The organism is Streptomyces sp. NPDC041108 (genome assembly GCF_055592645.1).
The window spans coordinates 23057-47154 of record NZ_JBVIYK010000010.1; the positions used below are offsets into that span (position 1 = coordinate 23057).

The window sequence follows — 24098 nt, forward strand, 5'->3', positions numbered from 1 at the left end:
GAAAGCCGCCGAAGACGGGGACGGAGCGACGACCCCACACCGTCCAGCCGCCCGCTCGGCGGGGCCCGGCGCGTCCGGAGGCCCCTCGCCGGCCCCCTCAGACCCCCATCTCCGCCTCGACGCGTCCCGCCCGCACCGCCGTCACCAGGTCCGCGTGGTCCGCCTCCGTTCTGTCCGCGTAGCTCACGGCGAACGTGGCCATGGCCTCGTCGAGTTCGTCGTTCTTGCCGCAGTAGCCGGAGATGAGGCGGGGGTCGGCGCTGTGGGAGTGGGCGCGGGCCAGGAGGGCGCCGGTCATGCGGCCGTAGTCGTCGACCTGGTCGGCGGCCAGGGCGGCGGGGTCGACGCTGCCCTTGCGGTTGCGGAACTGGCGTACCTGGAAGGGGAGTCCGTCGACCGTCGTCCAGCCCAGCAGCATGTCGCTGACGACCTGCATGCGCTTCTGGCCGAGGACCACCCGGCGGCCCTCGTGGTCCACCTCCGGCACCTCGAAACCGGCCGTGGCGAGGTGCGGCTCCAGCGCCGAGGGGCGGGCCTCCTTCACCTGGAGGACGAGCGGCTCCCCCCGGTGGTCCAGGAGCAGTACGACGTACGAGCGAGTGCCCACACTGCCGGTGCCGACCACCCGGAACGCCACATCGTGCACCGCGTACCGGGCCAGCAGCGGGTGGCGGTCCTCCGACAGCGTGGTCAGGTACTGCTCCAGGGAGGTGGCCACGACGACCGCCTCCTCGTCCTCCACACGGCGCAGCACCGGCGGGGCGTCCACGAAGTGGCGGCCGCCGCCCTCCACCGCCCGGGTCGCCTTGGCCGCGAAGCGCCCGCTGGTGTTGGCGCGCGCCTTCTCCGAGACCCGCTCCAGCGTGCCCAGCAGGTCATGCGCGTCGGTGTGCGAGACCAGTTCCTCGTCCGCGATGGCGTTCCACGCGTCGAGCGCCGGGAGCTTGGCGAGCAGCCGCATCGTGCGCCGGTAGGCACCCGTCGCGTCGTACGCCGCCTTGCGGCAGATGTCCTCGTCGGCGCCCGCCTCACGGCCGGCGAGCACCAGGGAGGCGGCGAGGCGCTTGAGGTCCCACTCCCAGGGTCCGTGCACGGTCTCGTCGAAGTCGTTGAGGTCCATGACCAGACCGCCGCGGGCGTCCCCGTACAGACCGAAGTTGGCCGCGTGGGCGTCGCCGCAGAGCTGGGCGCCGATGCCGGTCATGGGCGTACGGGCGAGGTCGTGGGCCATGAGGCCCGCGGAGCCGCGGAGGAATGCGAAGGGGCTGGCCGCCATCCTGCCGACCCTTATCGGGGTGAGGCCGGCGATCCGGCCTCGGTTGGACTCCTCCACCGCGGACACCGCGTCCGGCCGGTCGGTGGTGAGCGTCAGGTCGGCGTGCGCGCTGCGGGGCACCCGTGTGCGCAGCGCCTTGCCCTCGTCCTTGGGCGACCCCGCCGAGGGCCACCGGGCGAACCCCGCCACTCCCGGCACCCGCGCGGCCGCCGACGGCGAATCCGCCGCGCCCGCGTCGGCCTCCGGCACTGCCCCTGTCGTCGTCCCTGCCTCGGTCATCACGACCGCCTCCCCCGTACCCGTCCACACGCGAGCATCAACTCGTGCTGACGTTACAGCCGGTGGCCGAAACGCGTCAGACCCTGTGGAAAACTCGGCGTCCCACCCGCCCGCACCAGCGGAAACCGGGGCGCACCACCCAATGACGAGCCGAGCGGTCCCGGCTACGTCCGTCCCGCCCCCGCGCAGGGCCAACTCCGCGACAGATGGCTCTCGGACCAGTTCTTGAGTTCCCGCAGCGCCGGTTCCAGGGCCGCCCCGGCCTCGGTCAGCCGGTACGTGACGCGCAGGGGCGGCCCGTCGTCGACCTCGCGCACCACCAGCCCGGCCGCGCCGAGCTCGGTGAGCCGGTCGGAGAGCATGCGCTCGCTGATGCCGGGAATCGCCCTGCGCAGGTCGACGAAATGCGCGGGATGCGGCATCAGGACAGCCACGATCAGCCCCGTCCAGCGTTTCCCGAGCAGGGCGAACACACGGGTGATGCCTTCGTCGACCTGCTGGCACGGCCCGGCGCCATGGATGCCCTGCTGCTCCGCCATGAAAACAAGAGTACTGGCCCGAGGTATGTGGGTGAAAAAAAGTAAGTGACTATGTTATTAATAGCTGAGTACGAAAACGAAGCCGCTTCCTCTGGAGTTCTCCATGGCCACGCTGCTGCATCTGGACTCGTCCGTGTTCCCCGCCGGCTCCTCGTCATCGCGTGCGGTGACGGAGGCATTCCGCAAGGCATGGGAGGACGAGCATCCGGACGGCACGGTCGTCTATCGCGACCTGCACGCCGATCCCGTTCCGCACATCGGCGCCGCCGCGCACACCGCCGGTTTCGCCGACCCGGCCACGCACACCCCCGAGCAGGCCGCGGCCTTCGCCGAGCGGGAGAAGCTCATCGAGGAGCTGGAGCAGGCGGACGCGATCCTGATCGGCGCCCCCATGTACAACTTCTCGATCCCCTCCACCCTCAAGGCGTGGCTGGACAACGTCGTCCTCATCGGCCGCACCGCCATGACCGAGGACTCGAAGACCAAGGGCACCCCGGTCACGGTCGTCGCCAGCCGCGGCGGTTCCTACGCTCCGGGCACGCCCCGCGAACCCCTGGAGTACGTGCAGAACTACCTGACGGCGGTCCTGGCCGAAACCCTCGGGCTGGAGGTCGACTTCATCGTCCCGGAGCTCACGATGGCCCCGCACAACCCCGCGATGAGCGAGCTGATCCCCCTCTCGGAGGCCTCCCGCGCGAAGGCCTTCGACGACGCGGTCGTCAAGGCCAAGAGCCTGGCCGCGCGTCTCGCCGCGTAGCCCGCGCAAGGCGGTGCGCACAAGGCGGTGCGGCGGCCGCCCCCGGGAGCGGCCGCCCGTGCCCTCAGGCCGCGTACGTCGCGTGCCGCGCGGTGGTCACCACCCGCTGCCCGTCGGCCTGGCTCAGCAGCCCGGCCGACACCCAGGAGGTGACGGTCGACTGCACCCGCGCCACCAGCGCGCCCTTGTCGGCGAACGGCGCCCCGGCCCAGATCTCGTCGAGCAGGGTCGTGCCGTCGGACCTCGCCGGATTGGCGACGCCCGAGTCCGTGCCGCCGAGGACCACCTTCGGTTCCGCACGCCTGACGTAGGCGTGGGTCGGGTCCTCGCTCCCTTCGTGGAAGGGGGCGAACTCGGTGCCGTCCAGCGTGTAGTGCAGCGGCTTTCCGCTCACCGGCGTGAGGGAGGGCAGCAGATCACCGGAGAGCCCGGCGTTGCGGTACAGCCCGACCGGCAGGTAGCTCGTGGCGCTGTTCCTGCCGACCAGGTTGACCGGCCCGTAGAACAGCGTCTGGAGCGACGGGTCGTCGAGGGCCTTCTCCGTCCGCAGGCGGAACGGGATCGACACCCGTACGACATCCCCGTCGCTCCAGGTGCGGGAGGGGATCGTGAAGTAGCTCCCCGGGTCCGGAGTGCCGCCCACCGCGCTGCCGTTGACGGTCACCCGGAAGCCGGCCACCGCCCAGGACGGCACCCGCAGGCGCATCGCGAAGGCCGCGCCGCCGCCTCCGACGGTGATCGTGGTGCCCTGCTCCCGGGGGTAGTCGGTGCTCTGGGCGATCGTCACCCCCTTCGCGGACCAGTTCAGCGTCGCCGCGCTGTACAGGTTGACGTACAGCGCGCTGCCGTCGGCACGGGCGAAGTACACCGAGTCCTGGTACTTGGTCGCACTCTCCATGCCCGTGCCCTCGCAGCAGGTGGTGCCCTGCTTGGGGGTGTAGTCGCGCACGTGACCGGGCTCCAGCCCGATGAAGTACGTGACCAGGGGCTTCTCGGCGTCGGCCTTGTCCTGCTTGGACCCGAGGACCTGGTTGAGCAGCGCACGCTCGTAGTAGTCCATGTACTTCGGCTCCTGTTCGTGGAAGAACAGGCTCCGGCTCAGTTTGAGCAGGTTGTAGGCGCAGCAGGTCTCGGCGTTGGTGTCGCTGATCGTCCCCGCGACGACCCCGCGCGCCTTCCAGAACTCCGCCGTGCTGGTGCCGCCGATCCCGTACATCCGCTGGGGGATCACCATGCCCCAGAAGTTCTTCGCGGCGCTCAGATAGCGCGACTCGCCCGTGACGTCGTAGAGCCGGACGAGCCCGGTGAAGATCGGGATGTGCTGGTTGGCGTGCAGACCGTCGAGCGTGTCCGTGTTCGCGGCGCAGGCGTCGATGAGCTTGTCCAGGTCGAACAGCTTGGCCAGGGCGAGGTGGTCCGCCTTGCCGGTGATCGCGTACAGGTCGACGATCGCCTCGACCAGGCCCCCGTACTCTCCGCTGGAGAAGATGCCCCACATGCGCTGCAGGGTGGCGTCCGGCAGTTTCGACAGCCTGGAGTACATCCAGTCGCACAGGCCCGACGCCAGGTCGAGCGCCCGCGCGTCGTCGACATGGAGATAGGCGTCCAGCAGACCGCGCAGGATCTTGTGCGCGGTGTAGTACGGCGCCCAGACGCGTGTGTAGTCGCCGCTCGTCATCGACTCCAGCTCGATGAACTGCGTCTCCGGGTAGGCCGCCAGGAATCCGTCATGGCTGGGCGCGCCCCAGGTGCGGCGCAGGGTGGCGGTCAGGCCACGCCCGGAACCGTCAGCGAAGGTGCCGCCGCCGGTCTCGAAGAAGTCGTACGAGGCCAGGTCGCCCCGGCCCGCCGACGAGTCAGGGGCCCGACTGCCCTGGAGCGAGGTGATCTCGGCGGCCGTCAGCGCCCGGGACCAGACGTTGAACTCGTCGAACGCCCCCGCGAAGACGGGATCGGTCCGGAAGTTGGACCGCCCGAGCCAGTTGTTCGCCAGGGTGCCGAGGGCCGCCGGGGTGAGGGACATCGAGGTGTTCCGTGCGACGGCCGTGCCGTCGACGTAGAGCGTGCCGGTGCCGCCGCCGATCGTCACCGCGAGATGGCTCCACCGGTCGAGCGGCAGGGCAGCGGTGCCGTTGAGCCCCTGTTCCCCGCCCGGCCCGTTGGTGGTGACGGCGAAGCGGGGGAAACCGCTCGCGTTGCGCGCCGCCAGATACAGATAGCGGGTGGTGTTGTCGCCGAAGTCGAAGATCCGCGCCCAGTCGGCATGGTGCGCGGGCTTCACCCAGGCCGACAGGGTGATCGCGGAGGCACCGCCGAGCACGCTGTTCGGCAGATCGACGTACTGGTGGGAGCCCCGGACGTTCTCCTGCGCGGTGCCGAACCTCCCGGTCACGGCGAGCATGCGCGGACCGGTGCGCAGCGCCTCGCGCACCTCGGTCAGGGCTCCGATCATGTAGCGGATCCTGTCGGAGTAAACCGTGTCCCTGGTGCCGGCGTAGGCCTGGGCGAGCATCGTCAGGAAGTGCCCGGTGTAGTGGCCGCGGAGGTTGCCGTTGGCCTCGCCGTCCAGTCCCTCCCAGCCCCCGGGCGCGACCGCGCCCTTGGTGGAGAGGCCCGCGTTCGCCCGGAACACCTGCAACAGACGGTCGACGTCGTAGCCACGGCCGTGGTCGAGCATCAGCCGGCGCTTCTCGGCGAACAGGCCCTGGCCGAGCGTCACGTCCTTCAGTTCGAACGGCCGCACCGACCAGTCGGAAGGCGTCGGGACCGTGGCGGCGACCGCACGGCCGCTCCCCGCCGCGAAGGAGGCCCCGGGTGCGGCCGCGGTCAGCAACGCGGACTGGAGGAGGAAACGTCGGGAGAGCGGCGGTGCCATGTGCGCCTCGTCTCTGGCAGGTGTGGGGGTCGGAGAAAGCGAGATGCATGTTCGAAAATACGAACGTTGTGCGAATTGCCGACCAGAAGATAGGTATGAGGCAGGCGGGCGTCAACGGTACGGACAGAACTCGCACACTCGCCGCCCGCACGGAGCCGCCGATGCGGCACTCGGCACCGTTTCACGTGAAACATCGCTCGTGTCCCCATCTACGACGATTCACGTGACGCTGACTCGGACGCCACCCGCACCGCGCACAAGGGGCGCGGCACGCCCCCACGACGTTCCGCGCCCCCGAAAGGCGAAAGCCCTTACCCAGTCCCCCTGAGAGACTCCTCACACTTCAGGGCCCACAGCTCGATTCATTCGGCGCTGCCGAGCGGGTCGCGAGCACACAAAGAGAAGCGGTCCCACCGTGATTACGATGGGACCGCTTCGCTGTGCGCGAGGGGGGAGTTGAACCCCCACGCCCTTGCGGGCACTGGAACCTGAATCCAGCGCGTCTGCCTATTCCGCCACCCGCGCATTGGGTGTGTCCTCAGGCCCCGTTCCTTGCGGTGTCGGCGCCTTCCGACATGCAGAAGATTAGCACGCTGGAGAGGGTGGCTTCACATCACTTGTTCACCGCCGCCCGCTGCGCGGCGACGCGACCGGAACCACCAGCACGGACCGAACACACGGCCCCTCGGGCCACGTATCAACGAGTGCTGGTCCACGTATCAACCTCGTACCGGTCCCGGCCATCTCTACCGGAGAGGGACGGGGCGCACAGTCCGGTGCGGGACACTGGTCCTGCACCGCCTCTACGATCCCTGGCAGAGTTCGGACGAGGTAGTTCGAAGAGGAGCTCCGGCGGGAATCCGGCAGGGGGACCTCAGTGGGCGCCGACACCGGATGACACCGGTCGACCGGGCCGACCGGGGGAACCAGCCGATTTCCCGGCGCGTGGATACGATCAGTAAGCAGTACCGACACGGTACGCAGAGCGGTGACGACGGAGGAGGTGCCCCATGGGAGTCCTGAAGAAGTTCGAGCAACGTCTCGAAGGTCTGGTCAACGGCACCTTCGCCAAGGTGTTCAAGTCCGAGGTCCAGCCCGTGGAGATCGCGGGAGCGCTCCAGCGGGAGTGCGACAACAACGCGACCATCTGGAACCGCGACCGTACGGTCGTCCCCAACGACTTCATCGTGGAGCTGAGCACACCCGACTTCGAGCGCCTCAGCCCCTACTCCGGCCAGCTCGGCGACGAGCTCGCCGGCATGGTGCGCGACTACGCGAAGCAGCAGCGCTACACCTTCATGGGCCCCATCAAGGTCCATCTGGAGAAGGCCGACGATCTCGACACCGGTCTGTACCGGGTGCGCAGCCGTACGCTCGCCGGATCCACGGACCAGCAGGCGCCCTCGGGCGCCCCGGCGAGCCCGGCCGCCGGCCGCCCCGGCGGTTACGGCTACCCGCCCACCGCGGCTCCCGCGGGTGCCCCGCCCATGCCGGCGGCGCCACCGCCGGGCGGCGGCCGCCCCGGCGCCGCCCCGCTCGGCCAGCGACCGCCCGGCGCTCCGGCTGCCGGCGGGCGCACGCGCTACTGGATCGAGATCAACGGCACCCGCCATCAGATCTCCCGCCCGACGCTGGTGCTGGGACGCAGCACCGAAGCCGACGTGCGGATCGACGACCCCGGCGTCTCCCGCCGGCACTGCGAGATCCGGACCGGAACGCCCTCGACGATCCAGGATCTCGGATCCACCAACGGCATCGTGGTGGACGGGCAGCACACCACCCGCGCTACGCTCCGCGACGGCTCGCGGATCGTCGTGGGCAGCAGCACCATCATTTACCGGCAAGCCGAAGGGTGAAGCGGGGGCAATGTCAGAGCTGACCCTCACGGTCATGCGGCTGGGTTTCCTGGCCGTACTGTGGCTGTTCGTGATCGTGGCCGTGCAGGTCATCCGCAGCGACCTGTTCGGTACGCGTGTCACCCAGCGGGGGTCGCGCCGGGAGCGGCCGCAGGTGGCCGCCCGCCAGGCCGCGCCACCGCAGCAGCGCGGCCAGCAGCCCGCGGCGGCCGCCACCGGCGGCGGCGGCCGCCGCGGGCGCAACGCGCCGACCAAACTCGTCGTCAGCGAGGGCACGCTGACGGGCACCACCGTGGCGCTGCAGGGCCAGACCATCACCCTGGGCCGCGCGCACGACTCCACGATCGTGCTGGACGACGACTACGCCTCCAGCCGGCACGCACGGATCTACCCGGACCGCGACGGCCAGTGGATCGTCGAGGACCTGGGGTCCACCAACGGCACATATCTCGACCGGAACCGACTGACGACTCCCACGCCGATTCCGCTCGGCGCGCCGATCCGCATCGGCAAGACCGTCATCGAGCTGCGGAAGTAGTGCTACATCATGAATAGGCGCGAGCGGAGCGAGCACGCAGCGGAGTCCCCCACCAGGGGCCCCGGCGCGCTCCCGACCGGAGGGTGGGCACCGTGCGGATGTACCCGGAGCCGACGGGCGAGGTGCGCATGAGTCTGTCACTGCGCTTCGCCGCCGGATCGCACAAAGGCATGATCCGCGAGGGCAACGAGGACTCGGGCTACGCCGGTCCCCGGCTGCTCGCGATCGCCGACGGCATGGGCGGCCAGGCGGCCGGCGAGGTCGCCTCCTCCGAGGTGATCTCCACCCTCGTCACGCTCGACGACGACATCCCGGGCTCCGACATCCTCACCTCGCTCGGCACCGCCGTACAGCGCGCCAACGACCAGCTGCGCGCCATGGTCGAGGAGGACCCACAGCTGGAGGGCATGGGCACCACGCTCACCGCCCTGCTGTGGACCGGACAGCGCCTCGGCCTCGTGCATGTCGGCGACTCCCGCGCGTACCTCCTCAGGGACGGCGTCCTCACCCAGATCACCCAGGACCACACCTGGGTGCAGCGTCTGGTCGACGAGGGCCGCATCACCGAGGAGGAGGCCACCACCCACCCGCAGCGCTCCCTGCTGATGCGCGCCCTGGGCAGCGGCGACCACGTCGAGCCCGACCTCTCCATCCGTGAGGTCCGCGCCGGAGACCGGTACCTGATCTGCTCCGACGGACTGTCCGGCGTCGTGTCCCACCAGACGATGGAGGACACCCTCGCCAGCTACCAGGGCCCGCAGGAGACCGTGCAGGAGCTGATCCAGCTCGCGCTGCGCGGCGGCGGCCCGGACAACATCACGGTCATCATCGCCGACGTCCTCGACCTCGACACCGGGGACACCCTCGCCGGGCAGCTCTCCGACACCCCGGTCGTAGTGGGCGCGGTCGCCGAGAACCAGCTCCACCTGCAGGACAACGGCATCATGCAGACCCCGGCCGGCCGCGCCTCCGGCCTCGGCCGCCAGGGCCACGGACAGGGCGGCGGCGAGTTCGGCCCGCCCGGCTCCGGCGACGCCACCGGGTACATGCCGGCCGCGGGCAGCTTCGACGACTACTCGGACGACGACTTCGTCAAGCCGCGCAAGAAGCGCAGGTGGCTGAAGAGATCCTTCTTCGGCGTCCTCGCCCTCGCCGTCGTCGGCGGGGGGATGTACGGCGGTTACCGCTGGACCCAGACGCAGTACTACGTCGGCGCCAACGACGACCACGTGGCGCTGTACCGGGGCATCAGCCAGGACCTGGCCTGGATCTCGCTCTCGAAGGTGCAGAAGGACCACCCCGAGATCGAACTCAAGTACCTCCCGCCCTACCAGCAGAAGCTGGTCGAGGCCACGATCGCCGAAGGCGGTCTGGGAGACGCCGAGAAGAAGATCACGGAGCTGTCCACCCAGGCGTCGGCGTGCAAGAAGAACGCCGAGCGCCGCGAGGCGGCGGACAACAACGCCAAGACCGGCGAGGGCGAGGCAGGCGGGGTCACGGGAACCACGAAGACCTCCCTCACGTCCAAGGCCACACCGACCCCGACGCCGACACTGTCGGCGTCCCCGACCCCGACCCAGACCGCACCCACACCGTCGACCGGCCCCAGCCTCTCGGAGGAGGAGCAGGAACTGGTCTCACGGTGCGGTGAGCAGTAGGCAAGCCGCGAGGGGCCCAGTCACACGATGAGCAGTACTACCAACCCGTCGACGCAGCACACGTCCACGATCGGCGCGATCGGCACCCCGAGCCGACGCAACACCGAGCTGGCCCTGCTGGCGTTCGCGGTCGTCATCCCGGTGTTCGCCTACGCCAACGTGGGTCTCGCCCTGAACGACCAGATCCCGGCAGGGCTGGCCGCCTACGGCCTCGGCTTCGGTCTGCTGGCCGGCATCGGCCACCTCGTCGTGCGCAAGTTCGCGCCGTACGCGGACCCGCTGATGCTCCCGCTGGCCACGTTGCTGAACGGGTTGGGCCTAGTGGCCATCTGGCGACTGGACCAGTCGGAACGGCTGCAGCTGAGCAGGACGTATGTCGAGGCGTCGCCCCGACAGCTGCTGTACTCCGCGCTGGGCGTGGCCCTGTTCATCACCGTGCTGATCTTCCTGAAGGACCACCGGGTACTCCAGCGCTACACGTACATCTCCATGGCGGGCTCCCTTGTCCTGCTGATGCTGCCGCTGGTTCCCGGTCTCGGCCTAGACGTCTTCGGTGCGAAGATCTGGATTTCCATCGCCGGATTCACCATCCAGCCCGGCGAGTTCGCGAAGATCGTCATCGCGGTCTTCTTCGCCGGCTACCTCATGGTGAAGAGAGATGCCCTGGCCCTCGCCAGCCGTCGCTTCATGGGCCTTTACCTGCCGCGCGGCCGCGACCTCGGTCCCATTCTGGTCGTGTGGGCGATGTCCATCCTGATCCTGGTCTTCGAAACCGACCTCGGTACGTCGCTGCTGTTCTTCGGCATGTTCGTGATCATGCTGTATGTCGCCACCGAGCGGACCAGTTGGATCGTCTTCGGTCTGCTGATGTCGGCCGTCGGTGCCGTGGGCGTGGCCTCGTTCGAGATTCACGTGCAGCAGCGTGTCCAGGCCTGGCTGGACCCCATGGGTGAGTGGGAACTCTCCAAGACTGTGCTCGGACACTCCGCACAGTCCATGGAAGCCCTGTGGGCCTTCGGCTCCGGCGGCACCCTCGGCACCGGACTCGGCCAGGGCAACTCCGACCTCATCGGCTTCGCCGCCAACTCCGACTTCATCCTCGCCACCTTCGGCGAGGAGCTGGGGCTGGCTGGTGTCATGGCGATCCTCCTGCTCTACGGCCTGATCGTGGAGCGCGGCATCCGCACCGCCCTCGCCGCCCGCGACCCGTTCGGCAAACTGCTGGCGGTCGGCCTGTCCGGCGCCTTCGGCCTCCAGGTCTTCGTGGTCGCCGGTGGCGTCATGGGCCTTATCCCGCTGACCGGTATGACGCTGCCCTTCGTGGCGTACGGCGGTTCGTCCGTCATCGCCAACTGGGCGCTGATCGGCATCCTGCTGCGCATCAGCGACACCGCACGCCGCCCCGCGCCGGCCCCCGCCCCGAACCCCGACGCCGAGATGACCCAGGTGGTCCGACCATGAACAAGCCCCTGCGCCGGATCGCGATCTTCTGCGGGCTCCTCGTGCTCGCCCTGCTCATCCGGGACAACTGGATCCAGTACGTCCAGGCCGACTCCCTGAAAACGGACACCAAGAACCGCCGGGTGGCCATCGAGCGCTATGCCACGCCACGCGGCGACATCATCGTCGACGGCAAGGCCATCACCGGATCGGTCGCCACCAAGGGGACGGACTACAAGTACAAGCGCACCTGGAAGAACGGCGAGATGTGGGCGCCGGTCACCGGCTACTCCTCCCAGATCATCGGCGCTTCCCAGCTGGAGAACCTTGAGGACGGCATCCTCACCGGCAACGACGACCGGCTCTTCTTCCGGAACACGCTGGACATGATCACGGGCAAGAAGAAGGAGGGCGGCAGCGTCGTCACCACCCTCAACGCCGCAGCACAGAAAGCGGCCTTCACGGGCCTCGGTGACAAGAAGGGCGCGGTCGCGGCGCTCGACCCCAAGACCGGCGCTATCCTCGCCCTGGCGTCCACGCCGTCGTACGACCCGTCGAGCTTCGCCGGCATCAGCAACAAGGACAGCAAGACCTTCTCGAAGCTGGACAAGGACCGCGACAAGCCGATGCTGAACCGCGCGCTGCGCGAGACCTACCCGCCGGGCTCCACGTTCAAGGTCGTCACGGCCGCCGCGGCGCTGGAGAACGACATCGTCTCGGGTATCGACGACAAGACGAAGACCCCCGACCCGTACCAGCTGCCCGGTACGAGCACCGACCTCACCAACGAGCACGGCGAGTGCAAGAACGCCAGCCTGCGCTACGCGCTGATGGTCTCCTGCAACACCGTCTTCGCGAAGATGTCGGACAGCGTCGGCAACGAGAAGATGATCGAGCAGGCCACGAAGTTCGGCTTCAACGAGAACGAGCTGGACGTCCCGGTGCGTGCCGCCGAGAGCGTCTACCCCGAGGACAACGAGCCGCAGAACGCCATGGACGGCATCGGGCAGGCATCCAACCGCGCCACCCCGCTGCAGATGGCCATGGTCGCCTCCGCCGTCGCCAACGACGGCGAGCTGATGAAGCCGTACATGGTCGACCAGCTGCGCGCCTCGAACCTCGACGTCATCGAGACGCACGACCCCGAGACGCTGTCCCAGCCGATCTCGTCGGAGACTGCCCAGAAGCTCCAGGACATGATGGAGACCGTCGTCAACGACCCGCAGGGCACCGGCGGCAGGGCGAAGATCGGCGGCGACGTCACCGTCGGCGGCAAGACCGGTACCGCGCAGCACGGCCTGAACAACAAGGAGAAGCCGTACGCCTGGTTCATCTCCTACGCCAAGCTCAGCGACGGCAGCTCGCCGGTCGCCGTGGCCGTGGTCGTCGAGGACGGTGCGGCCGATCGCGGTGACATCTCCGGTGGCGGTCTGGCCGCCCCGATCGCGAAGAGCGTGATGCAGGCAGTGATCAACAGCAAGAAGTGACCCCGCTCACGTCACCTTCACATCGGTGCACGTTGCGATACCGGTCCTGTATCGGGTGACGCGGTTGACCAGGTCACAGAAGGCGAGCCGGGTACCGTATGCCCGGAGCACAGCCGCCGGACCACACATTGGTGCGGTCGGGATCCGACGGAGAGGGCTGGTAGGAAGCTATGGAAGAGCCGCGTCGCCTCGGCGGCCGGTACGAGCTGGGCCAGGTGCTCGGCCGTGGTGGCATGGCGGAGGTCTACCTCGCGATGGACACCCGCCTCGGCCGCACCGTGGCGGTGAAGACGCTGCGAGCGGACCTCGCGCGCGACCCCACCTTCCAGGCCAGGTTCCGCCGGGAGGCCCAGTCGGCCGCCTCGCTCAACCACCCCGCGATCGTGGCGGTCTACGACACGGGCGAGGACTACATCGACGGGGTCTCGATCCCGTACATCGTCATGGAGTACGTCGAGGGTTCCACCCTCCGTGAGCTTCTCCACAGCGGCCGCAAGCTGCTGCCGGAGCGGGCCATGGAGATGACCATCGGCATCCTCCAGGGCCTGGAGTACGCCCACCGCAACCAGATCGTCCACCGCGACATCAAGCCGGCCAACGTCATGCTGACGCGCAACGGCCAGGTCAAGGTCATGGACTTCGGCATCGCCCGCGCCATGGGCGACTCCGGCATGACGATGACGCAGACGTCCGCGGTCATCGGCACCGCCCAGTACCTCTCCCCGGAGCAGGCCAAGGGCGAACAGGTGGACGCCCGTTCCGACCTGTACTCGACGGGCTGTCTGCTCTACGAGCTGCTGACGGTCCGCCCGCCGTTCATCGGTGACTCCCCCGTGGCGGTCGCCTATCAGCACGTGCGGGAGGAGCCCCAGCCGCCGAGCGTCTTCGACCCGGAGATCACGCCGGAGATGGACGCCATCGTTCTGCGCGCCCTGGTCAAGGACCCGGACTACCGCTATCAGTCCGCCGACGAGATGCGCGCCGACATCGAGGCCTGCCTCGACGGCCAGCCCGTCGCGGCCACGGCGGCGATGGGTTCGGTCGGCTACGGCGGCTACCCCGACGACCAGCCGACCACGGCCCTGCGTTCCGACGCCGGTGCCACGACGATGCTGCCTCCGGTCGGCCCGGACGACGGCTACGGCGGTTACGACGACCGCCAGGGCCGCCGCCGTCAGCAGAAGAAGAACAACACCTCGACGATCCTCCTGGTGGTCGCGGGTGTGCTGGTGCTGATCGGCGCGGTCCTCATCGGGCAGTGGATGTTCTCGGGGAACGACGCGGGCAAGGACACCCTCAAGACGCCGAACTTCGTCGGCCAGACGGAGGCCGAGGCGAGAGCGTCGGCCGAGAACGTCGACCTCAACGTGACGGTCACCAAGGCCGAGTGCGAGAAGGAGAAGACCGGAAACGTCTGCGACCAGACGCCGAAGGCCGACACCAAGGTCAAGAAGGGCGACACCATCGCCCTGACGATCTCGACAGGTGCTCCGAAGGTCACGGTCCCCGACGTCAAGGGCGTGCAGTTCGACGAGGCCAGGGACCAGCTCAAGGACAAGGGCTTCGAGGTCGAAAGGAAGAACGAGGAGTCGGATCGCACGGCAGGAGTCGTGATCGGTCAAGACCCGGAAGGCGGCAAGCTCGAAAAGGGCTCCACGGTCACGCTGACCGTGGCCAAGGCCCCGGACAAGGAAACCGTCCCGGACGTGGCCCGGCAGAGCTGTGACGCCGCCAAGAACCAGATGGCGGCCAACAACCTCGTCGGCACCTGCACCGAGGTCGAGACCGACGACGACGGTCTCGTCGGGAAGGTCGTCGCGACCAGCCCCGAGGCGGGTTCCCAGCTGAACAAGGGCGACACGGTCACGATCCAGATCGGCAAGAAGGCCGAGGAGGAGAAGCCGAAGTCCAAGGTCCCGAACGTCGTGGGACGGACCGTGGGCCAGGCCAAGCAGATCCTGCAGGCAGCCGGCTTCACCAACATCCAGTTCGCGAACGGCAGCGACCAGAGCGACACCGCGCTGGTCACCGACCAGGACCCGGACGGCGGCAACGACGCCGACCCGACCCAGACGACGATCACCCTGGCGTCGGTCGGCTTCGGCGGGAACAACGGCAACAACAACAATGGCGGGGGCGACGGCGGCGGCTTCTTCGGATAGCGCCACCGGTTCCCGTAACGAAGGAGTCCCGGCCCCCTGAGAGGGGGCCGGGACTCCTTTTGTCGTGGCGATGTTTCACGTGAAACCGGATGTTTCACGTGAAACGTCCCTCCGAGCAGCCAGGGGACGCGACGGCTACCGCAGTTCCTTCGGCAGTGTGCGCTCCGCGTTCACCCGCTCCACGCGCTCCAGCTCGCCCCAGACGATGTACCGGTACCGGGACGTGTAGACGGGCGTGCAGGTGGTGAGGGTGATGTACTTGCCGGCCTTCTTCCTGCCGGACTCCTTGGGGATGTTCGACAGCACCTTGACGTTGTACTTCGAGGTCTCGGTGAGCGTGTCGTAGACCTTGTAGACGTACCAGTTGTCGCGGGTCTCGAACACGATCGAGTCGCCCTTGCCGAGCTTGTCGATGTTGTGGAACTTCGCGCCGTGACCGTCCCGGTGGGCGGCGAGGCTGAAGTTGCCGTCCTTCTCGGAGCCGGGAAGGGTCGCCTTGACCGGGTCGGTGTAGTAGCCGGCGACACCACCGTTGAGGATCTTGGCGGAGGTGCCCTTCTTCACCAGGACCTCGCCGTTGTTCATGGCGGGGACGTGCAGGAAGCCGATGCCGTCCTTGGTGTCCAGGGCGCCCGGACCGTTCTCGGCCGCCCAGTTGTCGCGGACCTTGCTCGCTTCCTTGTCCGCCTCGCGGTCGGCGAGGACGTTCGTCCACCACAGCGAGTAGACGACGAACAGTCCGAGCACCAGGCCCGCCGTGATGAGGAGTTCACCGAAGACACTGACCGCCATGGCGAGCCGGCTCATCCGGCGGCGGCGCGGAGCGGCCTCGGGCTCGCTCGTCTTCTCTTCGGTGTCGTCGGTGGTCACTGCCACAGTTCTTCTTCCGCCCTCGGTCGAGCCCCTACTGAACGAGCGCGTCGGGCTTCCCCTCGCTGCGCGGCCGTTCCTCCACCATCTTGCCCCACACGATCATGCGGTACTTGCTCGTGAACTCCGGCGTACACGTGGTCAGCGTGATGTAGCGGCCGGGCTTCGTGAAACCGGAGCCCGGGGGCACGGCGTTGAGCACACTGACGTTCGACGGCGGTGTCACCGGCAGGATCGAGGACATGTCGTAGACGTAGTACTTGTCCTGCGTCTCCACGACGATCGGGTCGCCCGGCTTCAGCCGGTTGATGTAGCGGAACGGTTCACCATGGGTGTTGCGGTGGCCGGCGACGCCGAAGTTGCCCGTCTTGTCCTCGGGCATGGCCGTCTTGATGCTGTTCGCGTCGTAGTGGCCGACCATCCCGCGGTCCAGGACCTTGGACTTGCTGATGCCCTCGGCGATCGGCACGACGACGTCCAGCTTCGGAATGTGCAGGATGGCGAAGCCCTGCCCCGGCTCGAACGCTCCCGGCGCGCGCTTCCCGCTCTTCCACTCCTCCTGAAGGCTCGTCGCCTCCCTGCCCGCCTGCTGGTGGGCCCGGATGTTCGACCACCACAGCTGGTACGTGACGAACAGCAGCATCACCACACCGGTGGTGATGAACACCTCGCCGATCACGCGGCTCGCGATCACCGCCATGCCGGGCTTCTGCGCCCGCGCCGCCCGCCGCGCCTCGATCCGGGACAGCGGTGCCGACGCCCCCGTGGCCGCACCTAAGGGCTGATCGGGCCCCTGAGCGGCCCTGGAGGCCGCGTGGGCGGCCGGGGAGCCTCCGTGCCTCCCGTGCCGTCTGGCGGCCTTACGGCGGGCCGCACGGCCCGCCGTGACGGCGGAGGGGGGTATGGACTCGGCCATCGCCGCTGCCCGCCGCGCCTCCTCCACCCGGAGCGCCACGGTCTCCTCGTCGATCGGAGGGTGCTCCTGGGCCGTGTCCGCCGACAGGCCCCCCTGGACGCCCGCCGCCGCATAGGTGTCGTACGTGCCGTCGTACGGGGCCTGGGGACGCTGCCCGTAGTTCTCGTAGGGCCCGAACGATGGCTCGGGGTACGGCTGCTGTCCGTGCCAGTCGCCCTGGGCGTAGGGAGATGCCTGCGGGGCGGCCCACTGCTGGGGCTCGGCCGTGTCGCGGAAGGGCACCCCGGGCTCGAAGGCCTCCGCCTCGAACGCCTCGGCGCCCCCGTACGCGGCCTCGCCGCCGTAGGGGGCACTCTCGCGCTCGGGGCGCAGTGCGGTCACGCCGTGGCCCTGCCCACCACGGGGGCGAGCCCCGTCGACCTCGCCACGGCCCCTTGGTCGCCGCACTCCGCCAGCCAGTTGGCGAGCATGCGGTGGCCGTGCTCGGTGAGCACCGACTCGGGGTGGAACTGCACGCCCTCGACGGGCAGTTCGCGGTGCCGGAGGCCCATGATGATCCCGTCGTGGGTACGCGCCGTGACCCGCAGCTCGGCCGGTACGGTCGTCGGCTCGGCGGCCAGGGAGTGGTACCGGGTCGCCGTGAAGGGGGTGGGCAGGCCCGCGAAGACGCCCTCGCCCTCGTGCTCCACCAGCGAGGTCTTGCCGTGCAGCAGCTCGGGAGCACGGTTCACGACACCGCCGTACGCCACCTGCATGGACTGCATGCCGAGGCAGACGCCGAAGACCGGGACGCCGGTCGCCGCGCAGTGACGGACCATGTCGACGCAGACGCCGGCTTCCTCGGGGGTGCCCGGTCCGGGGGACAGGAGGACGCCGTCGAAGCCGTCCTGGGCGTGGGCGGTCGCCACCTCGTCGTTGCGCAGCACCTCGCACTCCGCGCCCAGCTGGTAGAGGTACTGGACCAGGTTGAAGACGAAGCTGTCGTAGTTGTCGACGACGAGGACCCGGGCGGGTCGGGCGGCACTCACTGGTCGTTCACCGTCACATCGTTGAAGGGGAGCAGAGGCTCCGCCCAGGGAAAGACGTACTGGAAGAGGACATAGACGACGGCCAGGGTCAGCACCAGGGAGATCAGGGCCTTCAGCCACGCGTTGCCCGGCAGATGCCGCCAGATCCAGCCGTACATGCCGTCCCTTCCTTCACACCACGGCACCGGAATCACGCCGTACCGCCACCAGACTAACGGCGGAGAGCCTCCGGTTTCCCTGACTCCACGGGCTGGGTGGAATCCAGATGGCCCCAGACGACGAGCCGATGGCTGTGTCCCCACTCCGGGTCGCAGGTCGTCAGTGTCAGATAGCGCCCCACGCGCGTGTACCCGGACTTCCGCGGCACGGGGTCGATGACCTGGACATCCGCGGGCAATGTCCGATAGGGACCCTTGTCGATGACGTACGTGAACCAGTTGGAGCCGTCGGACAGGACGACCGCGTCGCCGGGGCGCAGCTTGGGAAAATCTTTGAAGGGATCACCGTAGGTGCGGCGATGGCCGGCGACCGCGAAGTTCCCCTTCTGCCCCAGCTGCGTGGTGTTCGCGTAGTGCCCGAGCCCTTTCTTGAGAGTGTCCGTCTTCGTGCCCTCCAGGACGGGCTTGTTCCACGTGGAACCGAGGCGGGGGATGTACATGAGGGCGAAGGGCTCGGCGTCCCGGTACGGGGCGGGCCGCTGCGGAGCGGCCGGGGTGCCCTGTCCGGGCGCCGGCCCCGCGGGCTGCTTCGCCCACCGGTCCCGGAGCAGGTCGGCCTGGTGGTCCATCTCGGTGTCGGCCTTCACGCCCGTCCAGAACAGCACGTAGACGACGAACAGCACGATCAGGGTGCCGACGGTGATGCAGAGTTCGCTGACGGTCCTCACGATCACGCGCACCGACACAGGTCCCCCGGCTGCCGTCACTCCACGGGCTTCGCGTACTTCAGATCAACTGTGCCCGAGTACCCGGGCAGAGTCACCGGCCCGTCCTCGGTGACTTTCCAGCCCAGCCCGTAGACGTTGACGTACACCATGTAGTTCTGGATCGCCTCGCTCGCGGCGAGCGCCTTCCGCAGCTTCTCCGGATCGCCGACCGCCTGGATCTTGTACGGCGGTGAGTAGACGCGGCCCTGGAGGATCAGGGTGTTGCCGACGCAGCGGACGGCGCTGGTGGAGATCAGCCGCTGGTCCATGACCTTGATGCCCTCGGCGCCACCGAGCCACAGGGCGTTCACCACGGCCTGCAGGTCCTGCTGGTGGATGACCAGATAGTCGGGCTGCGGCTCGGGGTAGCCGGGGAGCTTGGCGGTGGCGTCCGGCGGGGCGTCGTTCAGGGTGACCGTGAGGGCTTCGCCCCTGAGCTTCTGCGTGCCGGCGTTCTTCTCCAGGGCCTTGAGCCGGGCGTCCTCGGCCTCGGTGCTGCCGTCGTCCCGCTCGGCGAGGGCCTCGACGTCGTCCCGCAGCACCGCGTTGGTCTCGTCGAGCTGCCCGTTCTTGTGACTGCGCTCCTGGATCAGGTCGGAGAGCTTCAGCAACGAGGCGTCCGTCCGGATGTTGGTGCCCTTGGCGGTGTCGAAGCTGGTGAAGAAGATCAGCCCGGCGAGGGCGAAGACGCCCACGGTGAGCACCCGCACGGGGCGGATCCCGCCGCGGGACGAGCTGCCCTCGTTCCGGTCGGCGGGAGCGGAGCCCGTCCCGGTGGAGCCACCGGACCCGGCCTCCGGGGAGGTGCCGGAACCGGCCTCGGGGGAGTCGGCCGAATTGCTCAACGTACCCTTATCTCCTTAGGCGCCGCGGAAGCACTACGCTAACGGACGCCCGGGGGAGCATTCCGCGTCCCCTTGTACTCTGCCCCGGAGCCCGCCACAGTTCCCTGCGCGGCCACGCAGCGCATCGACAGGAGAGACCCTCGTGCCGAAGTCACGTATCCGCAAGAAGGCCGACTACACGCCGCCGCCGTCCAAGCAGGCCACGAACATCAAGCTGAACAGCCGGGGCTGGGTGGCTCCGGTCATGTTGGCCATGTTCCTCATCGGGCTGGCCTGGATCGTGGTTTTCTACGTGACCGACGGCTCGTTGCCGATCGATGCGCTCGGCAACTGGAACATCGTGGTCGGCTTCGGCTTCATCGCCGCGGGATTCGGCGTCTCCACCCAGTGGAAGTAGCGGTCTCCGCCCGGCGGACGTAGCTCTCCCCAGAGCCATCCACCGAGTTATCCACAGGCGTTTTCCACAGTGGGGAAAAAGAACGACGATCTGTGGATAACTCACTGGGCGTTGACGCCGGTATGACTGACCTACCGGCATCCGCAAACACGTTCGCCCCCTGCCTGACCTGCGAGAACGCAGGTGAGCGGCAGGGGGCGCACCTGTACCCGCACCCTATGCACAAGATCCGCCACGTTCTGTGGACAACAGTGCCGGGACGGTGCCGATGGAGCAGCGGAACGGTGACGGTGCGCCATCACCTCAGGTCAGCTGTGCCGTCCGGACCACTGTCATGATCACCACAGCGGCGAGTACCAGAGCACACACGCCGTACTGGATCAGCGCCCGCCGCTCGCGCGGTGCGTGCACCATCGCGTAGCCGATCAGCACACCGCCCACGAGGCCGCCCACGTGGGCTTCCCAGGCGATGTTGAACATCGGGCTGAAGGTGAAGATCAGGTTGATCACCAGCAGGATGATCAACGGACGCATGTCGTACCTGAGACGGCGCATCAGAACGCCTGTCGCACCGAAGAGACCGAAGATGGCGCCTGACGCACCGAGCGACGGTTGGTTCGGCGCTGCGAGCAGGTACGTGAGCGCGCTGCCCGCGAGGCCCGAGGCGAAGTAGAGCGTCAGGTAGCGGGCCCGGCCGAGCGCCGCCTCCAGGGGGCCGCCGATCCACCACAGGCTGAGCATGTTGAACAGGATGTGGGTGACGCTGCCGTGCAGGAACATCGACGTCACCAGCCGGTACCACTGCCCTTCGGCGACGCCCTGGAGCGAGGAGCCCAGTTCCGGCACCCATGCCCGCCCGATGAGGTCGAACCGGTCGGTGAAGGTGTCGCCGACGGCCGTCTGCACCAGGAAGAGCAGCAGGTTCACACCGATGAGGATCTTGGTGAGGAGCCGGGGGTCGGCGGCGACCGTGCCGCCCGCGAGGGTGCGCGGGACGGAAGCGGAGGGCGCGTGACCCGTGCCGGAGCCACCGCGGACGCATTCGGGGCACTGGAAGCCCACGGAGGCGCTCACCATGCACTCGGGACAGATGGGGCGCTCACAGCGGGTGCAGCGGATGCCCGTCTCACGGTCCGGGTGCCGGTAGCAGGTGGGCAGGCTCTGTGCGTCCTGCGGGCTGCTCGGCACCTGGTCCATCGGGTCCCCTCCGTCTCGTGTGTGGAGCGCGTCGCCCCGCCCATCCCTACGGATGAGCGGGGCGATTGGTTCCCTTCACAACCTTGTGAACCTTTCGGTTCCGGCCTCGCGGGGAACCCTGCGTCCTCGGCCCTGGCGGCGCATGCCGACGGGGTCAGCCCTGACGGGTCTCCACGACGACCGACTCGATGACGACGTCGTTGACCGGGCGGTCGGTGCGCGGGTTGGTCTGGATCCCGGCGATGGCGTCCACGATCTTCTGGCTGGACGCGTCGACCACCTCACCGAAGATGGTGTGCTTGCGGGTCAGCCACGCCGTCGGGGAGACGGTGATGAAGAACTGCGAGCCGTTGGTGCCCGGGCCCGCGTTGGCCATGGCCAGCAGGTAGGGCTTGTCGAAGGCGAGGTCCGGGTGGAACTCGTCCTCGAACTGGTAGCCGGGGCCGCCGGTGCCGTTGCCCAGCGGGTCACCGCCCTGGATCATGAATCCGCTGATCACCCGGTGGAAGACCGTGCCGTCGTAGAGCTTGTCCGTGGACTTCTGGCCGGTGGCCGGATTGGTCCACTCACGCTCACCCTGGGCGAGCTCGACGAAGTTGCGGACCGTCTTGGGCGCGTGGTTCGGCAGCAGCCGCACCTCGATGTCGCCATGGTTGGTCTTCAGGGTGGCGTACAGCTGCTCTGCCACGATCTGCCTTCCGTTGTCCTCTGTGACTCCTCCGATCCTCGCACGGCCGACACCGTGCGTCCCGCGACGCCCGCGCTCTCGCCCGGAAGAACACGCAAAAACCGGTCGAGTACCCCCGGTAGTGGCGCGCTTCGCGACGATCCGTGGCATTGTCGGCACTGTCGCGGACAAGTTCCCGTTGCCCCGTATTCATCCTCTATTGCACGGACCCAAACGCCCGGACCATCGCATGGACCGGTCCGGCACGGCTCCTGCTCGATGATCGGCCGGAGCCGGCGCCCATGACCCGGATGCCCGCCCGCACATGCCCCGGATCGCTCCGAGAGGCATGATCCCCAAAAGGGTGGAAAGTCGAATTACGTACGCCACCGAGGAGGAGGATCCCGTGACCCGCATCGACAGCGTGCGCGCCGCGACCGGCTCGGCAAAGGACAGCGTGCTGCACGCCGCGGAAGTGGTGGCGCCCTACGCCGACACGGCCAAGGACAAGGCCTCGCACTACGCGCACGAGGCACGCGTGCTCATCGCGCCGAAGGTGTCGCAGGCCGCGGAGCAGGCCCGCGTCCAGTACGGCGCCCTTGTCGTCCCGCGCCTGGAGCAGGCTCGCACGCATGTGCCGCCGAAGGTCGACCACGCGGCCCATGAAGCCGCCGTCCGCACCCGCAAGGCGGCCCGTCAGGCCGCCGACTACTCCCGCCCCCGCATCGAGCAGGCCGTGGCCGCCGCCGGCCCGGTACGCGAGGAGGCCACCGCGCGCAGCGTCGCGGCACTGGCCGCGCTGCGTGGACAGGTCTCGCCCCAGCAGATCCAGAGGCTGGTCCGCAGGCAGCAGCGCCGCGCGAAGCTCGGGCGCGCCGCCAAGGGGCTGGCCGTGATCGGCGTCCTGGCCGGGGGCGCGTTCGCCGCCTGGAAGTGGTGGGACAAGCAGGCCAACCCCGACTGGCTGGTCGAGCCGCCCGCCGCCACCGAGGTCTCCGACTCCGGTCGGCTGTCCTCCGTCGACGGCAGCGGTCAGTCCGTCCTCGATCCGGAGGTTGAGGCCAAGCAGGCCGAGGACGAGGCCGCCGACCGCGACAACCACCGCTGAGGGTCTGGGCCCCAGGTCCTCTTCGCACGGCCGCGGCCGGCCCGCGAAGATCTCGCCTGTGGCCCGGTCGTGCCCGAAGGCCCGTTCGGCGGGACATTCTCCAACAGCCCGGTGGGGCAGAAGACTTGCTGGTCTTCTGCCCCACCGGGCTGTTTCACGTGAAACGGCGGGCCCGCTCGGACTCGTTCACACGCAGACTGGAATGTATTGATCCGGTTGCAAAGAGTGAGGCACACATTCCGCCGCCCTCGCCTGTGACGCAGAACACCGTTTCGCATATGCGCACACCGGCATACGCCACCGCACGTCACCCCGCACCAACGGCCCCTTCTCCGCAAAGTGCACACGTAGCGATCGCGACGAACCTCGTCCGACGCGGCTCCGGCGAATCGACACCTGGAGCACGAAAAGGGCCGGGCCGGATGTCGTACGACATCCGGCCCGGCCGATCCGCTGTGGAGCCTAGGGGAGTCGAACCCCTGACATCTGCCATGCAAAGACAGCGCTCTACCAACTGAGCTAAGGCCCCGGAGGCGAAGCATCCACCCGGAACAACCGACCACCGGGGGGCTTCGCAGACCAGAGTACCGGGTCACCCCCGGGATCTCGCAAAAAGATTGGGGGTCCCCGTGAACGACCACTCTCCGTAAGATGCTCGTCGTGGTTCGCTACAGCGAACCACGGTATTTGGGGAAGCGATGGGGAGACGCAATGGACGCCGCACAGCAGGAAGCGACCGCAAGAGCCCGGGAGCTGCAGCGGAACTGGTACGGAGAGCCGCTGGGGGCGCTCTTCCGTAGGCTCATCGAGGACCTGGGGCTCAACCAGGCCCGTCTCGCGGGGGTGCTGGGCCTGTCCGCACCGATGCTGTCGCAGCTGATGAGCGGTCAGCGTGCCAAGATCGGCAATCCGGCAGTGGTCCAGCGGGTGCAGCTGCTGCAGGACCTGGCGGGTCAGGTCGCGGACGGCAGCGTGAGCGCCGCCGAGGCGACCGAGCGCATGGACGAGATCAAGAAGTCACAGGGGGGATCGGTGCTCAGCAACACCACGCAGTCGACGACGAGTTCGGGGGCGCCCACGGTCAAGCGGGTGGTCCGCGAGATCCAGTCGCTGCTTCGCTCGGTGGCGGCCGCGGGCGACATCATCGAGGCGGCGGACACCCTCGCCCCGACCCACCCGGAACTGGCAGAGTTCCTCCGGGTGTACGGCGCGGGCCGCACCTCGGACGCGGTGGCGCACTACCAGTCCCACCAGAGCTGAGCCCGAGGCCCGGTCCCC

Annotated in this window: 21 protein-coding genes and 2 tRNA genes; 10 read left to right on the forward strand and 13 right to left on the reverse strand. The window is 68.7% G+C overall.

What is annotated here, in order from left to right; translation table 11 throughout:
- Nucleotides 1–97 precede the first annotated feature (97 nt).
- Nucleotides 98–1555, reverse strand: coding sequence for a DUF2252 domain-containing protein (locus ACZ6BB_RS26455; protein ID WP_471617661.1), 1458 nt, complete (start codon nucleotides 1553–1555; stop codon nucleotides 98–100).
- Between the two features lie 164 nt (nucleotides 1556–1719).
- On the reverse strand, nucleotides 1720–2094 hold the full coding sequence (locus ACZ6BB_RS26460; protein WP_471617662.1) for a winged helix-turn-helix transcriptional regulator: 375 nt from the start codon (nucleotides 2092–2094) through the stop codon (nucleotides 1720–1722).
- 103 nt (nucleotides 2095–2197) lie between these two features.
- Between ACZ6BB_RS26460 and ACZ6BB_RS26465 the strand changes: the two genes are divergently transcribed.
- Nucleotides 2198–2851, forward strand: a complete 654-nt coding sequence (locus ACZ6BB_RS26465) for an FMN-dependent NADH-azoreductase (RefSeq protein WP_471617663.1) — start codon at nucleotides 2198–2200, stop codon at nucleotides 2849–2851.
- A gap of 64 nt (nucleotides 2852–2915) precedes the next feature.
- On the opposite strand, the gene ACZ6BB_RS26470 is transcribed toward ACZ6BB_RS26465, so the two are convergent.
- Both ACZ6BB_RS26470 and ACZ6BB_RS26475 read right to left on the reverse strand, forming a co-directional pair.
- Entirely contained in the window at nucleotides 2916–5726 is a 2811-nt protein-coding gene (locus ACZ6BB_RS26470; protein ID WP_471617664.1) for a beta-L-arabinofuranosidase domain-containing protein, read from the reverse strand.
- Between the two features lie 441 nt (nucleotides 5727–6167).
- Nucleotides 6168–6251: transfer RNA gene (locus ACZ6BB_RS26475), tRNA-Leu, on the reverse strand.
- A 485-nt stretch (nucleotides 6252–6736) separates the two neighbouring features.
- Here ACZ6BB_RS26475 and ACZ6BB_RS26480 point away from each other — a divergent pair.
- From ACZ6BB_RS26480 to pknB, 6 genes are all read left to right on the forward strand, one after another.
- Nucleotides 6737–7582 (forward strand): FhaA domain-containing protein, encoded by an 846-nt coding sequence (locus ACZ6BB_RS26480; protein WP_471617665.1) that lies wholly within the window; start codon nucleotides 6737–6739, stop codon nucleotides 7580–7582.
- A 10-nt stretch (nucleotides 7583–7592) separates the two neighbouring features.
- On the forward strand, nucleotides 7593–8120 hold the full coding sequence (locus ACZ6BB_RS26485) for an FHA domain-containing protein FhaB/FipA (RefSeq protein WP_471617666.1): 528 nt from the start codon (nucleotides 7593–7595) through the stop codon (nucleotides 8118–8120).
- A 128-nt stretch (nucleotides 8121–8248) separates the two neighbouring features.
- Entirely contained in the window at nucleotides 8249–9778 is a 1530-nt protein-coding gene (locus ACZ6BB_RS26490) for a Stp1/IreP family PP2C-type Ser/Thr phosphatase (protein ID WP_471617667.1), read from the forward strand.
- A 27-nt stretch (nucleotides 9779–9805) separates the two neighbouring features.
- Nucleotides 9806–11239: an FtsW/RodA/SpoVE family cell cycle protein gene (locus ACZ6BB_RS26495; protein WP_471617668.1), complete on the forward strand. Its 1434-nt coding sequence runs from the start codon at nucleotides 9806–9808 to the stop codon at nucleotides 11237–11239.
- Nucleotides 11236–12705 carry a peptidoglycan D,D-transpeptidase FtsI family protein gene (locus ACZ6BB_RS26500; RefSeq protein WP_471617669.1) on the forward strand — a complete coding sequence of 490 codons (1470 nt, stop codon included), beginning with the start codon at nucleotides 11236–11238 and terminating at the stop codon, nucleotides 12703–12705. The genes ACZ6BB_RS26495 and ACZ6BB_RS26500 overlap by 4 nt, the downstream gene beginning before the upstream one ends.
- A 170-nt stretch (nucleotides 12706–12875) precedes the next feature.
- On the forward strand, nucleotides 12876–14867 hold the full coding sequence (pknB, locus tag ACZ6BB_RS26505) for a Stk1 family PASTA domain-containing Ser/Thr kinase (protein WP_471617670.1): 1992 nt from the start codon (nucleotides 12876–12878) through the stop codon (nucleotides 14865–14867).
- Nucleotides 14868–15002: 135 nt separating this feature from the next.
- Here pknB and ACZ6BB_RS26510 read toward each other — a convergent pair whose 3' ends face one another.
- The 6 genes from ACZ6BB_RS26510 to ACZ6BB_RS26535 are packed head-to-tail and all read right to left on the reverse strand — an operon-like array spanning nucleotide 15003 to nucleotide 19451.
- Entirely contained in the window at nucleotides 15003–15743 is a 741-nt protein-coding gene (locus tag ACZ6BB_RS26510) for a class E sortase (RefSeq protein WP_471617671.1), read from the reverse strand.
- A 28-nt stretch (nucleotides 15744–15771) separates the two neighbouring features.
- Nucleotides 15772–17034: a class E sortase gene (locus tag ACZ6BB_RS26515; RefSeq protein WP_471617672.1), complete on the reverse strand. Its 1263-nt coding sequence runs from the start codon at nucleotides 17032–17034 to the stop codon at nucleotides 15772–15774.
- Complete coding sequence (locus ACZ6BB_RS26520) at nucleotides 17031–17681, reverse strand: aminodeoxychorismate/anthranilate synthase component II (RefSeq protein ID WP_471617673.1); 651 nt, start codon at nucleotides 17679–17681, stop codon at nucleotides 17031–17033. The genes ACZ6BB_RS26515 and ACZ6BB_RS26520 overlap by 4 nt, the downstream gene beginning before the upstream one ends.
- The gene (locus ACZ6BB_RS26525; protein WP_020113582.1) at nucleotides 17678–17839 is read right to left on the reverse strand and encodes a hypothetical protein; all 162 of its coding nucleotides are present in this window, start codon (nucleotides 17837–17839) and stop codon (nucleotides 17678–17680) included. The genes ACZ6BB_RS26520 and ACZ6BB_RS26525 overlap by 4 nt, the downstream gene beginning before the upstream one ends.
- Before the next feature lie 53 nt (nucleotides 17840–17892).
- Complete coding sequence (locus ACZ6BB_RS26530; RefSeq protein WP_471617674.1) at nucleotides 17893–18585, reverse strand: class E sortase; 693 nt, start codon at nucleotides 18583–18585, stop codon at nucleotides 17893–17895.
- A gap of 17 nt (nucleotides 18586–18602) precedes the next feature.
- Nucleotides 18603–19451, reverse strand: coding sequence for a DUF881 domain-containing protein (locus tag ACZ6BB_RS26535; RefSeq protein ID WP_471617675.1), 849 nt, complete (start codon nucleotides 19449–19451; stop codon nucleotides 18603–18605).
- A gap of 142 nt (nucleotides 19452–19593) precedes the next feature.
- Here ACZ6BB_RS26535 and crgA point away from each other — a divergent pair, with 142 nt between their 5' ends.
- Entirely contained in the window at nucleotides 19594–19848 is a 255-nt protein-coding gene (crgA, locus tag ACZ6BB_RS26540) for a cell division protein CrgA (RefSeq protein ID WP_013002230.1), read from the forward strand.
- Nucleotides 19849–20151: 303 nt separating this feature from the next.
- Here the strand turns inward: crgA and ACZ6BB_RS26545 are convergent, their stop codons facing one another.
- Nucleotides 20152–21045, reverse strand: coding sequence for a rhomboid family intramembrane serine protease (locus ACZ6BB_RS26545; protein ID WP_471617676.1), 894 nt, complete (start codon nucleotides 21043–21045; stop codon nucleotides 20152–20154).
- 154 nt (nucleotides 21046–21199) lie between these two features.
- A complete protein-coding gene (locus ACZ6BB_RS26550; protein WP_471617677.1) occupies nucleotides 21200–21733 on the reverse strand; it encodes a peptidylprolyl isomerase in 534 nt (177 codons plus the stop codon).
- A 385-nt stretch (nucleotides 21734–22118) separates the two neighbouring features.
- Between ACZ6BB_RS26550 and ACZ6BB_RS26555 the strand changes: the two genes are divergently transcribed.
- Complete coding sequence (locus ACZ6BB_RS26555; protein ID WP_471617678.1) at nucleotides 22119–22820, forward strand: DUF5324 family protein; 702 nt, start codon at nucleotides 22119–22121, stop codon at nucleotides 22818–22820.
- 456 nt (nucleotides 22821–23276) lie between these two features.
- Here the strand turns inward: ACZ6BB_RS26555 and ACZ6BB_RS26560 are convergent.
- Nucleotides 23277–23349, reverse strand: a tRNA-Ala gene (locus ACZ6BB_RS26560).
- 182 nt (nucleotides 23350–23531) lie between these two features.
- On the opposite strand from ACZ6BB_RS26560, the gene ACZ6BB_RS26565 reads away from it, so the two are divergent.
- The gene (locus ACZ6BB_RS26565; RefSeq protein WP_005482990.1) at nucleotides 23532–24080 is read left to right on the forward strand and encodes a helix-turn-helix domain-containing protein; all 549 of its coding nucleotides are present in this window, start codon (nucleotides 23532–23534) and stop codon (nucleotides 24078–24080) included.
- Nucleotides 24081–24098: the final 18 nt, after the last annotated feature.